Source organism: Tsukamurella pseudospumae, from assembly GCF_001575195.1.
GTDB lineage: Bacteria > Actinomycetota > Actinomycetes > Mycobacteriales > Mycobacteriaceae > Tsukamurella > Tsukamurella pseudospumae.
In genome coordinates this window covers 790,883-805,328 of sequence record NZ_LSRF01000001.1, presented here as the reverse complement: position 1 = coordinate 805,328, position 14,446 = coordinate 790,883, and the positions used below count along the sequence as shown (strand labels likewise).

The window sequence follows — 14,446 nt, the reverse complement described above, 5'->3', positions numbered from 1 at the left end:
GTCGCTCGGTCCGACTATCCGTTCTGTTCGAATTCAAGGGCGAATCGCGTCACGGCCTCGGCCGCCGTGACGCGCCCGGCCGTGGCCAGGTCGAGATTGTCCAGTGACGCGTCGTGTACCGCTGGGTCGCCGGCGGCGACGCAGTCCTCGACGACGTGCACGATCAGGCCGAGATCGGTGCCGTGCCGGGCCGTCTGCTCGACGGTGAGATTCGTCGCGACGCCGGTGATGTAGATCGTGTCGATGCCGTGCTCCGCGAGCCAATCCGTGGCCGGACCCGCCAGGCCGGACAGGCGCTGGTTGTCGTACACCGCGGTCGGCTGGTCCGCCATGATGTCGATGATCCGGGCACCGTCGGACTCGGGGCGAAAGGCCTCCTGTGCGTCCCCGACGGCCTGCATGAAGCCGGTGTTGCGGACCAGCTCGCCCTCGTCCTCCGGAACCGTGAACCGCGTGAAGATCACCGGAATTCCAGCTGCCAGTGCCAGGTCGTGGAACGCCGCGGCGCGGTCGACGACACCGGACTCCGCCACGGGACCGGCCAGCATGGGGCCGAAGAAGCCCTCGGGCTCGATCACGTTCACCTGCCAGTGCAGGGCCAGGACTGCCGTACTCATGCGCCGATCATGCACGCCCTCACGGCAGGGTGTGCAGGAAGTCCGCGACATCGGCTGCCCACACCGTCGCCTCGGGCGGGGTGAAGATGTGGCCGGCACCGTCGTACTCGATGACCCGTGCGCCCCGGACGGTGCCGAACTCCCGCTCGATGTCCGGTGGGATCAGCCTGTCGCCGCCACCGACGACGACCAGAGTCGGGACGGCGATCGCGGACAGCAGACCGGTCACGTCCACGCGGCCGGCGAGCTCCATCTGCTCCGGAGCGCCCGGAGGAATCGCGGCACGGACGTCGGCGATGATCCGTTCCGCATCCTCGGGCGAGAGGCCGCGGAGTTGCTCGTCGGTCGAGCAGGCTCGGAGGACGTACGCCGCCAGTTCCGGGGCGCCGGCCGCCGCGAGGGCGCGGAAGGAGTCGGTCGCGGCCCGCACGCGCACGTCCGCGCGGGCGACCCCCACCGTGAGTATCAGGCCCGAAACATGCTCGGGATGGCGCAGGGCGGCTGTCACAGCGACAGCGGCGCCGAGTGACAGGCCCACGACCGGGAAGCGATCGGCACCGCTGCTCACCCCGGCGGCGACCACGGCGTCCGCGAGGGCATCGAGTTCGAGCGGGGCGCCGGATCGGGGTGTGTCACCGGAGCCCGGCCAGTACGGTCCGACGAACCGTCGCTCGCCGATGCCGTCGATCAACGGCGCGAAGTTCTCCCGCACACCTCCGCCGGCGCCGTGGGCGAGCGCCACGACGGGGCCCTCTCCACCACCGTCGACGACCTCGTACTGGGAACCGGACAGGATCTGTGCAGCGTCATCGGAATGCATGGCCCCAGTCTGTGGGTTGACACCGGTGTGAAGGTCAAGACCGAGATGCTGATCGGCGAGTTGTCCGAGGTCACGGGTGCGAGCGCACGCTCGCTCCGGTACTACGAGGAGAAGGGGCTCCTGACGTCGAGGCGCACCCCCGCCGGCTATCGCGTCTACGACGACGGCGCGCCGCTGCAGGTCCGCCGGATCCGCGGCCTCCTCGACGCCGGCTTCGACACGGACTCGATCGGCGTCATCCTCCCCTGCGTGCGGCACGAGCGGACCGTCGAACTGTGCCCCACCATCGAGGCAACGATGCGTGCCACTCTGGCCCGCCTGGACGCCGACCTGGACGAACTCGCACGGCGGCGCTCGGCCGTCAGCGCCCTGCTCGCGTGAGCAGCCGGGCGCCGATCAGCGCGACCACTGCACCCGGCAGGACGTTGACCAGCAGGATCGGGAACTCCTCGCCGAAGGAGTAGCCGTGGGTCATGCCGACGATCATGTTCGCGATCATGGCGAGGATCCACACGAGGACGAACGCTGCGGCGGCGCGCTGCGCCCCGACGCTCCGCACCGCACGCCCGACGGCGAGGAACGCCACTGCGAGGACGATGCCGACGGCGACGATGATGATCGTCCGCACGGCGGTCAGCCCTCGCGAATGGTCATGGAGGCGAGCCTGTCTCCCGCGACGACGAACGCGAACGAGCTGAGGCCGTTGGCGTGCGTGCTGCGCCAGTCTCCGATCACGGTCACGGTATCGCCGTCGATGGTGACCCTCTGGGGCGTGAGAACGCCCTTCGCGCCGATGAATTCATTCGCCGACCACCCCTGCATCGCCGCGCGGTCGCCGAACACGCGACCCCAGTCGTCGATGAAGCCGTCCGCCGTGAAGGCGTCGAGGAACGCGGTCTCGTCACCGGCGTTCACGACGTCGATGAATTCGGCTACCGGGCTGGGGATCTCGATGCTCGTCATGCGCGTCTCCTGGTTCGTCGTCGGGCGGGACGTTGCAGTCCCACATCAACCATCGTAGGGGCCACGGTCCGCGCGTGCCGCTCGAATTCCGGGGCGATCCACAAGCTCCTGTTGTGGATCAGAGCCCGGCGACGAGCCGTGCGTACACCTCGGCGGCGGTCGGCACGGTCGGGACGCCGTCCGGGCGGGAGGGCCGATCCACGACGATTACCTCCAGCCCGAGTTCGCGGGCCGCGGCGAGCTTCGCGGACACCAGGTCGCCGCCGCTGTTCTTGGTGACCAGGACGTCGATAGCGTTCTCGCGCAGTAGGGTCCGTTCGGACTCCGGAGTGTAGGGTCCTCGGTCGCGGAGCAGCACGTGCCGGCGCGGCAGCGGGCCCGACGGGGCGTCGACCACGCGGACGAGGAACCAGTGGTCGCCGAGCGCCGCGAACTCGCCGACGTCCTGCCGCCCGGTCGTCAGCAACACCCGGGCGGGCGCCCGCTCGGCGAGTTCGGCTGCTGCGGCGGGCACCGTCGGGACGACGGTCCAGCGGTCGCCGGGCGCGCGCGACCACGGCGGTCGGACCAGGGCGAGAAGCGGCACCCCGGCCCGCTGGGCGGCCTCCGCCGCGTTGCGGGAGATCGTCGCGGCGAAGGGGTGCGTCGCGTCCACGAGCACGTCGAAGTCCTCGAGAAGCTCCGCCAGGCCCGACGGTCCGCCGAACCCCCCGATCCGCGTCTCCCCCACCGGCAAGCGCGGATTCGCGACCCGGCCGGCGAGCGAGCTGAGGACCTCGAAACGGTCGTCCTCGTGCAACAGGCGGGCCAGTTCCCGGGCCTCGGCCGTGCCGCCGAGCACCAGCACCCGGGTCAATGGCTCGCCCCGGGAACGCGCAGGCGGCGCGCCGAGTAGAGGTAACTCTCCTCGAATTCCGCCGGCGCCAGCACTTTTCCGACGAAGATCACCGCGGTCTTGGTGATGCCCTCCTCCGCGAGCCGCCGCGGCAGGTCCGCCAGGGTGCACCGGACCACCCGCTCGTCCGGGCGGCTGGCGAAGGCCACCACCGCGACCGGGCAGTCGGCGCCGTAATGCGGGGTCAACTCGTCGGCGATCGCCTGCGCGCGGTGGGCGGCGAGATGCAGCGCGAGCGTGACGCCCGTGCGGGCGAGGGAGGTGAGGTCCTCCCCCGGCGGCATGTCCGTCGAGAGTGTGGACACGCGCGTGACCAGCAAGGACTGTCCCACGCCGGGCACCGTCAGCTCGCGGCGCAGCGACGCCGCCGCGGCGGCGAACGCGGGGACACCCGGCACGATCTCGTAGGGAACTCCCGCCGCGTCGAGCCGGCCCGCCTGCTCGGTGAACGCCGAGTACAGCGAGATGTCGCCGGAGTGCAGCCGCGCCACGTCCAGGCCGGCGGCGTGCGCGGCGACCAGCTCGCCGACGATGTCCGGCAAGGGCATCCGCGCCGTATCGACGAGCCGCGCGCCCGGCGGGCAGCGGTCCAGCATCTCCTGCGGCACGAGGGATCCCGCGTACAGGCACACCGTGCACCGGGCCAGCAGATCCGCGCCACGTAACGTCAGCAGGTCGGGTGCGCCCGGTCCCGCACCGATGAAGTAGACGGTCACGACGACTCCTTGACGTAGGCCCACTGCACGATCGGGCGGCGTGGCTGCCACGCCGTCCCGGCGCCGAGCGCCGCGAGATCCGACACGGCGTAACTGCGCAGCTCACCGCCGAACCGGTTGCGCAGCAGTGCCACGAGCGACTGCCCCTCGACGGTGACCGTGTTCGCCACCAGTCGCCCGCCCGGCGGCAATACGCCGACGCACGCCGCGGCGAGGTTCTCGGTGAGGCCGCCGCCGATGAAGATCGCGTCGGGCACCGGCATCTCCGCGGTCAGCTCGGCTGTGTCGCCGACGACGAGTTCGAGGGGGACGCCCGCGCGGGCGGCGTTGCGCGCCACCCGTTCCGCGCGGTCGGTCCGGCGTTCGACCGCAGCGACGGAGCCGCCGCCGGCCAGCGCCCACGAGATGCCGACGGAGCCGGAACCGGCACCGAAGTCCCAGATCCATCCGCTCGACGGCCGCAGCGCCGCCACCGTCAGCGCGCGGATGTCCGGCTTGGTGATCTGGCCGTCGTGCTCGAACTCGAAATCCCCGTCGGTGCTACCCGGGGCGACCGGGTCGATCGCGAGGACGTTGAGGTCGTCGACCCGCATCGAACGCCGGTAGGTGCGCACCTTCTCCCGCGGGCCGCCCAGCTGCTCGAGGACGGTCATCGTCGGGGTCGGACCGGCGTCGTGCAACAGGTCGGCCAGTTGCGCGGGGGTGGAACCGGATTCGCTCAGCACGATCGCGCGGCGGCCCGCGCGGACCGCACGGACCACCGGGGCGGGGTCCCGCGCGACCGCGGACACCACGACCACCTCCTCGGCCGGCCATCCCAGCCGCGCGCAGGCCAGAGCGAAGCACGACAGGTGGGGCAGCACCCGCAGCGCGAGGTCCGGGCGGCGCCGCGACAGAGTGGCGCCGATCCCGTAGAACATCGGGTCGCCGCTGGCGAGCACGTGCACCCCGTCCGGCAGGTCGTCGAGCGCGGGCAGCAGCGGCGACGGCCACGGCCGCCGGTCGGCGGCGACCTCGCCGGGCAGGTATTCGAGGTGTCGCTGCGCCCCGTGGATCGTCGTGGCACCCTGCAGCTCTCGGCGCGCACCCTCGGTGAGCCCGGCCCAGCCGTCCGCGCCGATGCCGACCACCGTCACCGTCATCGGGGCATCCGGCGCCAGACCGCCTGCGGGACGAACCGCAGCCCCGCGTAGAGCGGGCGCAGCACGCCCGGGATCCACACCGCCCGACGGCCCCGGCGCAGCGCGTGCACCGTCGCCTCCGCGACCTGCGGCGCCGTGCGGCTGAACGGCGCCGGCTGCACGCCGGAGGCCATGAGGTCGCGCGTCATCGCGCCGACGATGAACCCGGGCCGCGCGAGCAGGACCTGAACGCCGGAGCCGTGCAGCGAGTCCGCGAACCCCTGCACGAAGCCGTCGAGGCCGGCCTTGGTGCTCCCGTACACGAAGTTGGCCTTGCGCACCCGCACGCCCGCAACCGACGAGAAGGCGACGATCGCGCCCCGTCGACCCTCGCGCGGTTCCTGGGCGCGCAGGAGCTTGGACAAGCTCAGCAGGATCGACACCTGCGCCACGTAGTCGGTCTGCGCGATCTGCACCGCGTGCTGCGGGTCCTCCTCGGCACGCGCCTGATCGCCCAGGATCCCGAACGCGACCACCGCCACACCGATCCGACCGAACCGATCGGCCACCTCGGCGAGTACCGCGGCGTGCTCGTCGGTGCGGTCGGCGTCGAAGGCGATCGGGAAGACTCCGGTGGCGCCCGCCTCCCGCAGCAGCGCGATCTGCTCGTCCAGGTACTCGGGGCGGCGCGCCGCGAGGATCACGTCGCGGCCCGGCGCGAGCCGTCTGGCGACCTCCGTGCCGACCTCGCTCCGGCCGCCGAGGAGGAGCACCGCACCGTCGGGAATCCTGTCCGTCACCGGTCCAGACTACGGTGGGGCTGTGCCCGAACTGAACGCCGACGCCCTCGCCTTCGTCACCGAGCGGCACCTCGCCTCCCTCGTCACCCTGCGCGCCGACGGCACGCCGCACAGCGTCGCCATCGCCTTCACCTACGACCCCGGCGCTCGCGTGGCGCGGGTGATCACTTCGGGTGACACGCAGAAGGCCCGCAACGCGGCGCGGGGCGGGTACGCGGCGCTCACCCAGGTCGACGGTCCGCGGTGGCTCACCCTGGAGGGCCCGGCGCGGGTGCTGGGCGACGCGGAGTCGGTCCGCGACGCCGAGGCGCGCTACGCCGTGCGCTACAAGCCGCCGCGGGAGAACCCGAAGCGTGTCGTCATCGAGATCGAGGTCGCGCGGGTGTTGGGGTCGAGCGGCTTCCGAGGCTAGCGCCGCGCCGGAAGGCTGCCGTCCATGTCCTCCAGCGAGCGACCCTTGGTCTCGGGGACGAAGCGGTAGACGAAGATCAGCGACAGCAGCGCGAACAACGCGTACAGGCCGTAGGCCAGCGACAGGTTGCCCTCCATCTTCGGGAAGGTCACCGTGATGGCCCAGTTCGCCGCCCATTGCGCCGCGGCGGCCAGGGAGAGCGCCGCGCCGCGGATCCGGTTGGGGAACATCTCGCCGAGCAGAACCCACACCACCGGGCCCCAGCTGACGCCGAAGAAGATGACGAACAGGTTCGCGGCGATGAGAGCGATCACGCCGACCGCGCCCGCGAGCGAGGGCTTACCGTCGGCCCCGATGACCGCGGTGCTGAAGCAGAGCGCCATGGTCGCCAGCGAAACCGCCATGCCGATCGAGCCGATGAGTAGCAGCGGCCGGCGGCCGATCCTGTCGACCAGCATGATCGCGACGATGGTCACGATCACGTTGACGATCGACGTGAACACACTGATCTGGTTGGACTGCGACTCCTCGAAGCCGACCGCCTGCCACAGCATGTTCGAGTAGTAGAAGATCACGTTGATGCCCACGGCCTGCTGGAAGATCGACAGCAGGAGGCCGACCCACACGATCGGGTAGATGCCGCCGCCCGGCTTCACCAGGTCCCGCCAGGAGTGCTTCTCCTCGCCGGCGAGGCTCTGCTCGATGCGGGTGACCGTGATGTCGAGGTTCTTCTCGCCCAGCAGCATCGTGAGCACGGTGCGGGCCTCGGGGATGCGGTGCCGGGAGACCAGGTAGCGGGGCGACTCGGGGATCATCGTGGACGCGACGCCGTAGACGACGGCCGGGATCGCCATCACCAGGAACATCCAGCGCCAGGCCTCCATGCCCAGCCACAGCTTCTCGGACGCGCCGCCCGCGAGCGAGGCCAGGAGCCAATCCACGAGCAGCGACAGGAAGATGCCGACGACGATCGCCATCTGCTGCAGCGACCCGAGCCGCCCGCGGATCCTGGCCGGTGAGACCTCAGCGATGTACGCCGGGGCGATCACCGACGCCACGCCGACGCCGATACCGCCGATCACGCGGAACGTGATCAGCATCCACGTATGGGTGGCGAAGGCGCAGCCCACAGCGCTGATGAAGAACAGCACCGCGGCGATCTGCATGACGCGCAGGCGCCCGATCCGGTCCGCGATGCGGCCGGCCGTCATGGCGCCCGCGGCGGCGCCCAGCAACGCGGAAGCGACCGCGAAACCGAGGGCGTAGCCGTGTATCTCGAACCGCTGCTCGATCGCCTTCGTCGCGCCGTTGATGACCGCGCTGTCGTAGCCGAAGAGCAGTCCGCCCATCGCGGCCACGATCGCGATCTGGACGACCCGGCTGCTGTTGCCGTCGCCCTCCTCGAAGATCGAAGGGCCGTCGGACGTGGTACCGCCGCCGTGCGTCATGGAACCTCCCGGTGAACTCCTAGAGGATCGTGAGGCCGTGGGAACGGGTGTTGACCGGCTCGCAGCCCTCCTCGGTGACGATCACGATATCCTCGATCCGCGCTCCCCACCGGCCACTGAAGTAGATTCCCGGCTCGATCGAGAAGGCCATCCCGGCCTCGACCGGAAGATCGTTGCCCGCAACGATGTACGGCTCCTCGTGCACGGACAGTCCGATCCCGTGACCGGTGCGGTGCAGGAAGAACTCTCCGAGGCCCGCCGCGGCGAGCACGTCGCGCCCGGCGGCGTCGATCGCCTCGGCGGTGACGCCGGGCCGAACCGCCTCGACCGACGCCCGCTGCGCGCTCTCGAGCAGCGCGTACTGCTCGGCGATCCCGGCCGCCGGCTCGCCCAGCGCGTAGGTGCGGGTGCAGTCCGAGTTGTAGCCCGAGGGCAACGGGCCCCCGATGTCGACCACCACGACATCGCCCGCCTCGATCACGCGATCGGACACCTCGTGATGCGGGTCGGCGCCGTGCGGACCGGAGCCGACGATGACGAACGCAGCCTCGGTGTGGCCCTCCTCGACGATCGCGGCGGCGATGTCGTCGGCGACCTCGCGCTCCGTGCGGCCGGCTCGGAGGATCTCCGGGACCCGGGCGTGCACCCGGTCGATCGCGGCGCCCGCGGCGCGCAGCTCGTCGAGTTCCGCGGCGTCCTTGACCATCCGAAGCCGGCGCAGCACGTCCGTGGCCAGCCGCACGCCCAGGCCGCGGTCCAGCAGCGGCACGAGGTGCAGCGCCGGCACGGCGTCCGCGACGGCCACCGTCGAGGCTCCGGACAACAGGCCGAGGACGAGGGCGTACGGGTCGTCGCCGTCGACCCAGTCGAGGACGGTGAGCTCGACGCCCTCCGCGCCGAGGCCCGGCACCGCGGAGTCCTTGACAATGGCGAGCTCCAGGCGCGGGACGACCAGTCCGAAGGAGGAATCCGTGACGACGAGCGCGGTCAGGCGCTCGAAGGACTCGCTGACGATGCCGGTCAAGTAGGCCAGATCGGGGCCCGGGGTGATGACGAGCGGAGTTCCCGCTGCGGTCGCGAGGTGCTGGGCCTTGAGGAGACGGGTCGCGTACACCTGTGCCGGGAACGTGTGGGGGTTGCTCATGGTCCGATTGTGACACGATGATTCCCGTGACGAACGACGCGCGCCCGCTCATGCTGCTCGACTCCGCCGGGCTCTGGTTCCGTGCCTACTACGCCATCCCGGACAAGGTGAAGGCGGCGGACGGGCGGTCCGTGAACGCTCTGCGCGGCTTCCTCGACATGACCTCGCAGCTCATCGCCACGCACCGCCCGGGCCGGCTGGTGGCCTGCCTCGACCTGGACTGGCGGCCCGCCTTCCGGGTGGAGCTGTTGCCGACGTACAAGACGCATCGCGTCGCCGAGGGCGGGGACGGCAGCGCCGAGGAGGTGCCGGACACGCTGTCCCCGCAGGTGGACATGATCCTCGAGGTGCTCGAGGCGGTCGGCATCGCGACCGGCGGCGCCGTCGGCCTGGAGGCGGACGACGTGCTCGGTACCCTCGCCGCCAGGGAGAAGGCGGACCCGGTGATCGTGGTCTCCGGGGACCGGGACCTGCTGCAGGTCGCCGACGACGCCGCTCCCGGCGTGAAGTGCCTCTACATCGGGCGCGGCATCGCCAAGGCCGAGATGTTCGGGCAGGCGGAGGTCGCGGAGAAGTACGGCGTGCCGCTGGACCGGGCGGGTGAGGCCTACGCGGAGCTGGCGCTGCTGCGCGGCGACCCGTCCGACGGCCTGCCCGGTGTGCCCGGCATCGGCGAGAAGACCGCCTCGAAGCTGTTGCTGCAGTACGGCTCCCTCGCCGCGATCCGCGAGGCCGCGGCGTCGACCCCGTCGCCGCTCGCGGTGCGGGCCGCAGCGTCGATCAACGCCTCGGCGGACTACCTCGACGCCGCATGGGACGTGGTGTGGGTACAGCGCGATGCGGACGTCGCGCTGTCGGGATCGGACGAGATGCCCCGTGAAGCACACGATCCGCAGCGCCTGGCCGAGTTGGCCGAGGAGCTGCGGATCGGAGCACAGGTGGAGCGCCTGCTCGCCGCGCTGGCGGGCTGAGCCCGGATCGGCGCGCGACGCCAGCGGCGTCGCGCGACCCGATCAGCTGGGCGCGCCGACCTGGTACTTGCCGTCGCTGTCCTTGACGGTGACCTTGACCGTCTTCTGCTTACCGCCGATGGTGGCGGTGCAGTCGAAGGACTCGCCGTCCTTGACCTTCACACCGTCGGTCTTGCACGAGACATCGGTGGTGTCGGACTCGTTGTAGTTCTCCTTGAGGACCTTCGTCACGCCCTCGTTGACCTTGGCGTTGTCGAAGCTCTTCCCGAAGAAGGCGCCGGTGAGCCAGCCGATGAGCAGCACGAGGGCCACGATCACGATGATCGCCGCGGCGGCGATGCCGATGATCAGGCCGGTCTTCGACTTCTTGGGGCCGCCCGGCACGGGCTGCCCCGGCTGACCGAACTGCTGCCCGAACTGTTGGCCGGCGAACTGCGCCGGCTGGCCGAACTGGTCCTGGCCGAACTGCGGCTGCTGCGGGTTGGGCTGCTGGTATCCCCCGAACTGCTGGCCCTGCTGCGGCTGCTGCTGACCGGGCCACTGGCCCTGGTACTGCGGCGCGATCTGGGTCTGATCACCCGCGGGCGCGCCGTAGGGCTGCTGCTGCGGGCCGCCGTACTGCGGCGAGATCTGGGTCTGGTCCTGCTGGGGCTGGCCGGGCTGCTGCCAGCCCTGCTGCGCCCACTGATTCGGATCCTGCGGATTGCTCATCGTCCAACTCCTCCCCTGTCGCAGGCCGAAGGCCGACGACGAACGCCTATGGGCTCAAGATACCCGATCGTCAACCCGATTCGGCGACCACGCCACGCCGCACCGCGGCGATCGCGGCCGTCGCGACCGTGGCCAACCCCGGCCGGGTTTCGAACGAGGTCTGCTTGATCTGATCGAGCAGATCGATGACCTGCCTGCACCAGCGGACGAAATCGCCCGCCGGAAGCGGTCGTCCGCGCTCCCCCGCGGCGAGCAGGACCGCGGCGAGGGTGCCGCCGGCGGCCCACTGGTACATCGGCGTCACGAAGCCGATGTCGGGTTCGCGGCTCGGCTCCAACCGGTGCGCGGCCTCGGCGGCGACGATGTCGGTCCACCGATCGGCGATGTCGCGGAGAGCGGACCGGACGGCGCCCGGCACCTTCTCGCCGGTCAGGAGCATGCCGCCGCGCTCGCCGCGGGACTCGAAGACCAGCGCGGACACGACCGCGGCGAGCCCGGCCGGGTCGAGCCCGTCGAACACCCCGTCCTCGATGCACTCGCACACCAGTAGGTCGGACTCGCTGTACACCCGGGCCAGACGGTGCCCGGCCTCCGTGAGCTCCGGCGCACCGTCGACCTCCGCGATGTACCCGCGGTCCGACAGCAGCGCCACGATCCGCTCGAAGGTGACGGCCAGCGACGAGGTGGTGGCCCGCACCGTCGCCGCCGACGAGGTGACCTCGCGCTCCAGGCGGGCGTACCGCTCGGCGAGCCGGTCCAGCTCCGGGGCGCGCTGGCCGGTGTGCGCGGGGTGGGTTCGCATCCGGGCGCGCAGGTCGGCGAGCTGCGTGTCCGACGCCGCCGGACGGTGCGCCTTCGCCTGCTGCCGGGGCGCCGAGATGGTGCTGTTGCGCAGCGTCGATGCCAGGTCGCGCTTCCCGCGCCCGGAGCGGTAGTCGGCGTTCTTGGGCACCCGCAGCGTGCCGAGCACCTGGATCTCGCCCACGAAGTCCGACGCGCCGACGCGTCCCGACCAACTGCCCTCGGTGACCACGACGGGCTTCGGGTCGCGCCGGTCGCCGGAGGGCTCCACGACGAGGGCCAGGCCCCGTCGGCGGCCGCCCGTGACGGCGATGACATCGCCCCGCCGCAGTTCCGCGAGTGCCGTGGCGGCGCCGTCGCGGCGGTCGGCGAGGTCCGCGCGGCGCAGCGAACGCTCCCGTGCCCGGACGGCCTCGCGCAGCCGGACGTACTCGAGGTAGTCCGCGCCGCCCGCCGCCTCGGTGATCTCCGCGCCGAGGGCGATCAGCTCCTTCTCGCCGCGCACGACCCGCTTGGCCAGTCCCACGACCGAGCGGTCGGCCTGGAACTGCGCGAAGCTGGCCTCGAGCAGCCGTTCCGCACCCTCGCGACCCAACCGGTCGAGCAGGTTGATCGACATGTTGTAACCGGGCGAGAACGAGCTCACCAGCGGGAAGGTACGTGCGCCCGCGAGGCCCGCGACCTCCTGCGGCCGGACACCGGTCTGCCACAGGACCACGGCATGACCCTCGATGTCGATGCCGCGGCGGCCCGCGCGGCCCGTGAGCTGCGTGTACTCGCCGGGCGTGAGCTCGACGTGCGACTCGCCGTTGTACTTGACCAGGCGTTCGAGGACGACGGTGCGCGCGGGCATGTTGATGCCCAGGGCGAGCGTCTCCGTGGCGAACACGGCTCGCACGAGGCCCTTGACGAACAACTCCTCCACTGCGTGCCGGAACGCCGGGAGCATGCCCGCGTGATGCGCTGCGAAACCACGCAGCAGCGCCGCCCGCCATTCCTCGTAGCCGAGCAGGTCCAGGTCGGCGGGCGAGAACTCGGCGACGTGCTTGTCGACGATGCGGCCGATCTCGTCGGCCTGCTCGGCGGTGGTGAGCACGACCGGGGACCGCAGGCACTGGGTCAGCGCCTGCTCGCAGCCGGAGCGCGAGAACACGAAGGTGATCGCCGGGAGCAGGCCCTCGGCGTCGAGCAGCGCGATCACGTCGGGCCGCGGGATGGGGCGGCGGACCTGCTGGCCGCGACCCTGCCTGTTCCCGGAGCCGGTCCGACGACCTGTGCGGCTGTTGATCCCCGGCTCGAAGCTGCGGTCCAGCGCCTCGCGCTGCTTGACGTAGCGGACCAGGTCCGCGTCCAGGACCAGGTTCTTCTGGCCCTCGTCCTGTGCGGCACGCAGAGCCCTCGTGTCGAAGAGGTCGAACAGCTTGCGGCCGACCAGCATGTGCTGCCACAGCGGGACGGGCCGGTGTTCGTCGACGATCACCTCGGTGTGCCCGCGGACCTCGGCGATCCAGGCGCCGAACTCCTCGGCGTTCGACACCGTCGCAGACAGGCTGACCAGGCGCACGTCCTGCGGGAGGTGCAGGATCACCTCCTCCCACACCGCACCGCGGAACCGGTCGGCCAGGTAGTGCACCTCGTCCATGACCACGTGGCTCAGCGCGTCGAGGGTGGGCGAGTCCGCGTAGAGCATGTTGCGCAGCACCTCGGTGGTCATGACGACCACGGGCGCGGACGAGTTGATCGACGTGTCGCCCGTCAGCAGGCCCACGTTGTGCGCGCCGTAGCGGGCCGTCAGCTCGGCGTGCTTCTGGTTCGACAGCGCCTTGATCGGCGTGGTGTAGAAGCACTTCGTACCGCCGGCCAGGGCCAGGTGCACGGCGAACTCGCCGACCACCGTCTTACCGGCCCCCGTCGGAGCGCAGACGAGCACCCCGCGGCCCTCCTCGAGCGCCCGGCAGCCGCGGACCTGGAACGGGTCGAGGGTGAAGTCGAGCGCTGCGGTGAAGCTGTCGAATTCAGAGGACGTCATCGAACCCCGAACGCGGGATCGACGTGCGCGTCACTTTCTCCGGCCGCCCGATCGGGGCGGTGTTCCCGACGGTGCCCGACGACGGCCCGGCGCTCGCCCCGATCGGCTGCGGGGCCGACGGTGCCGGCGATGCCGCCTCGTCGTCCAGCTCACCGTCGAAGACGTCCGAGCCGCCTGTGCGCTTCGCCTTGAGTCGATCGTGAACCCGTGCGAACTGGATGGAGATCTCGAGCAGCACGGCCAGTGCCATCCCGAGGGCCAGCATCGTCAGCGGATCACCCGACGGGGTGATCACCGCCGAGAAGATGAACATCGACATGAGCATGCCGCGCCGCCACTTCTTCAACTTCTGGTAGCTCAGCACGCCCACCAGGTTGAGCGCCACGATGAACAGCGGCAGTTCGAAACTGACGCCGAATATCGCCATCACGCTGATCACGAAGTTGAAGTACTCCGAGCCCTGCAGTGCCGTCACCTGAGTCTCGTTGCCCACGGTGAGGAAGAACCGGAACGCACTCGCGATCATGAAGTAGCCGAGCACCGCGCCCGACACGAACAGCACGCCACCGACTGCGACGAACGATGCGGTGTACCGCTTCTCGTTGCGGTGCAACGCGGGGACGATGAACGCCCAGATCTGATAGAGCCAGACCGGGCAGGCGAGCAGCACGCCGGTGGCGAAGGCGACTTTGACACGAAGGTTGAACTGGTCGAAGACGCCCGTGGCGAGGAGTCGACATTCGTCGCCCCGGGTGATCGCCGCGCGCGAGGTGTCCGGTAGCTCGCAGTACGGTCCGGTCAGCAGGGTGCCGGTGGACGGCAGACCGAAGGGACCGTGGCTGTACCAGTAGAAGCCGATGAACGCCGCGGCGACGATCGCGAACAGCGACCACAGCAGCCGGGTGCGCAGCTCGTAGAGGTGCTCCACGATCGACATGGTGCCGTCGGGATTGACGACGGCACGACGGCGTCGCGGATCGAACGGGATCTTCAACGCG

At 70.9% G+C, this 14,446-nt stretch carries 16 protein-coding genes; 3 read left to right on the top strand and 13 right to left on the bottom strand.

From position 1 onward, the window contains the following. Positions 1–14: 14 nt before the first annotated feature. Together AXK60_RS03775 and AXK60_RS03770 are read right to left on the bottom strand one after the other, a co-directional pair. A complete protein-coding gene (locus AXK60_RS03775; RefSeq protein ID WP_068569645.1) occupies positions 15–617 on the bottom strand; it encodes a cysteine hydrolase family protein in 603 nt (200 codons plus the stop codon). A gap of 19 nt (positions 618–636) precedes the next feature. Then, positions 637–1,437, bottom strand: a complete 801-nt coding sequence (locus AXK60_RS03770; protein ID WP_082777764.1) for an alpha/beta fold hydrolase — start codon at positions 1,435–1,437, stop codon at positions 637–639. A 27-nt stretch (positions 1,438–1,464) separates the two neighbouring features. Between AXK60_RS03770 and AXK60_RS03765 the strand changes: the two genes are divergently transcribed. Further along, entirely contained in the window at positions 1,465–1,818 is a 354-nt protein-coding gene (locus AXK60_RS03765) for a MerR family transcriptional regulator (protein ID WP_197466710.1), read from the top strand. Here AXK60_RS03765 and AXK60_RS03760 read toward each other — a convergent pair. From AXK60_RS03760 to AXK60_RS03735, 6 genes are all read right to left on the bottom strand, one after another. Beyond that, positions 1,799–2,065, bottom strand: a complete 267-nt coding sequence (locus tag AXK60_RS03760) for a hypothetical protein (RefSeq protein ID WP_068569643.1) — start codon at positions 2,063–2,065, stop codon at positions 1,799–1,801. The two genes, AXK60_RS03765 and AXK60_RS03760, sit on opposite strands and share 20 nt — an antisense overlap. Positions 2,066–2,070: 5 nt before the next feature. Then, complete coding sequence (locus tag AXK60_RS03755; protein ID WP_068569640.1) at positions 2,071–2,400, bottom strand: nuclear transport factor 2 family protein; 330 nt, start codon at positions 2,398–2,400, stop codon at positions 2,071–2,073. A 118-nt stretch (positions 2,401–2,518) separates the two neighbouring features. Next, complete coding sequence (locus tag AXK60_RS03750; protein WP_068569639.1) at positions 2,519–3,256, bottom strand: cobalt-precorrin-6A reductase; 738 nt, start codon at positions 3,254–3,256, stop codon at positions 2,519–2,521. Beyond that, positions 3,253–4,011 carry a precorrin-4 C(11)-methyltransferase gene (gene cobM / locus AXK60_RS03745; protein ID WP_068569637.1) on the bottom strand — a complete coding sequence of 253 codons (759 nt, stop codon included), beginning with the start codon at positions 4,009–4,011 and terminating at the stop codon, positions 3,253–3,255. The genes AXK60_RS03750 and cobM overlap by 4 nt, the downstream gene beginning before the upstream one ends. Beyond that, positions 4,008–5,153, bottom strand: a complete 1,146-nt coding sequence (gene cbiE, locus AXK60_RS03740) for a precorrin-6y C5,15-methyltransferase (decarboxylating) subunit CbiE (RefSeq protein ID WP_068569634.1) — start codon at positions 5,151–5,153, stop codon at positions 4,008–4,010. Before cbiE ends, cobM begins: the two co-directional genes overlap by 4 nt. After that, a complete protein-coding gene (locus AXK60_RS03735; RefSeq protein ID WP_068569632.1) occupies positions 5,150–5,932 on the bottom strand; it encodes an SDR family NAD(P)-dependent oxidoreductase in 783 nt (260 codons plus the stop codon). Before AXK60_RS03735 ends, cbiE begins: the two co-directional genes overlap by 4 nt. A 22-nt stretch (positions 5,933–5,954) precedes the next feature. Here AXK60_RS03735 and AXK60_RS03730 point away from each other — a divergent pair, with 22 nt between their 5' ends. Then, complete coding sequence (locus AXK60_RS03730) at positions 5,955–6,344, top strand: PPOX class F420-dependent oxidoreductase (RefSeq protein WP_068569630.1); 390 nt, start codon at positions 5,955–5,957, stop codon at positions 6,342–6,344. Here AXK60_RS03730 and AXK60_RS03725 read toward each other — a convergent pair. Beyond that, entirely contained in the window at positions 6,341–7,792 is a 1,452-nt protein-coding gene (locus tag AXK60_RS03725) for a sugar porter family MFS transporter (protein WP_068569628.1), read from the bottom strand. The two genes, AXK60_RS03730 and AXK60_RS03725, sit on opposite strands and share 4 nt — an antisense overlap. Before the next feature lie 19 nt (positions 7,793–7,811). Next, the gene (locus AXK60_RS03720) at positions 7,812–8,936 is read right to left on the bottom strand and encodes a M24 family metallopeptidase (RefSeq protein ID WP_068569626.1); all 1,125 of its coding nucleotides are present in this window, start codon (positions 8,934–8,936) and stop codon (positions 7,812–7,814) included. A gap of 17 nt (positions 8,937–8,953) precedes the next feature. Here AXK60_RS03720 and AXK60_RS03715 point away from each other — a divergent pair, with 17 nt between their 5' ends. After that, on the top strand, positions 8,954–9,907 hold the full coding sequence (locus AXK60_RS03715; protein ID WP_068569624.1) for a 5'-3' exonuclease: 954 nt from the start codon (positions 8,954–8,956) through the stop codon (positions 9,905–9,907). A gap of 42 nt (positions 9,908–9,949) precedes the next feature. On the opposite strand, the gene AXK60_RS03710 is transcribed toward AXK60_RS03715, so the two are convergent. The 3 genes from AXK60_RS03710 to tatC all read right to left on the bottom strand — a co-directional run bounded on the left by AXK60_RS03710 (position 9,950) and on the right by tatC (position 14,442). After that, the gene (locus AXK60_RS03710) at positions 9,950–10,618 is read right to left on the bottom strand and encodes a DUF4333 domain-containing protein (protein ID WP_068569623.1); all 669 of its coding nucleotides are present in this window, start codon (positions 10,616–10,618) and stop codon (positions 9,950–9,952) included. Positions 10,619–10,688: 70 nt separating this feature from the next. Then, the gene (locus tag AXK60_RS03705) at positions 10,689–13,448 is read right to left on the bottom strand and encodes a DEAD/DEAH box helicase (RefSeq protein ID WP_068569621.1); all 2,760 of its coding nucleotides are present in this window, start codon (positions 13,446–13,448) and stop codon (positions 10,689–10,691) included. After that, the gene (tatC, locus tag AXK60_RS03700) at positions 13,435–14,442 is read right to left on the bottom strand and encodes a twin-arginine translocase subunit TatC (protein WP_068569619.1); all 1,008 of its coding nucleotides are present in this window, start codon (positions 14,440–14,442) and stop codon (positions 13,435–13,437) included. Before tatC ends, AXK60_RS03705 begins: the two co-directional genes overlap by 14 nt. Positions 14,443–14,446 lie beyond the last annotated feature (4 nt).

What these genes read in the sequence shown, in the direction of transcription:
- AXK60_RS03775 (WP_068569645.1), bottom strand. Translation starts at nt 617, where the DNA reads ATGAGTACGGCAGTCCTGGCCCTGCACTGGCAGGTGAACGTGATCGAG.
- AXK60_RS03770 (WP_082777764.1), bottom strand. Translation starts at nt 1,437, where the DNA reads ATGCATTCCGATGACGCTGCACAGATCCTGTCCGGTTCCCAGTACGAG.
- AXK60_RS03755 (WP_068569640.1), bottom strand. Translation starts at nt 2,400, where the DNA reads ATGACGAGCATCGAGATCCCCAGCCCGGTAGCCGAATTCATCGACGTC.
- cbiE (WP_068569634.1), bottom strand. Translation starts at nt 5,153, where the DNA reads ATGACGGTGACGGTGGTCGGCATCGGCGCGGACGGCTGGGCCGGGCTC.
- AXK60_RS03725 (WP_068569628.1), bottom strand. Translation starts at nt 7,792, where the DNA reads ATGACGCACGGCGGCGGTACCACGTCCGACGGCCCTTCGATCTTCGAG.
- AXK60_RS03720 (WP_068569626.1), bottom strand. Translation starts at nt 8,936, where the DNA reads ATGAGCAACCCCCACACGTTCCCGGCACAGGTGTACGCGACCCGTCTC.
- AXK60_RS03715 (WP_068569624.1), top strand. Translation starts at nt 8,954, where the DNA reads ATGATTCCCGTGACGAACGACGCGCGCCCGCTCATGCTGCTCGACTCC.
- AXK60_RS03710 (WP_068569623.1), bottom strand. Translation starts at nt 10,618, where the DNA reads ATGAGCAATCCGCAGGATCCGAATCAGTGGGCGCAGCAGGGCTGGCAG.
- AXK60_RS03705 (WP_068569621.1), bottom strand. Translation starts at nt 13,448, where the DNA reads ATGACGTCCTCTGAATTCGACAGCTTCACCGCAGCGCTCGACTTCACC.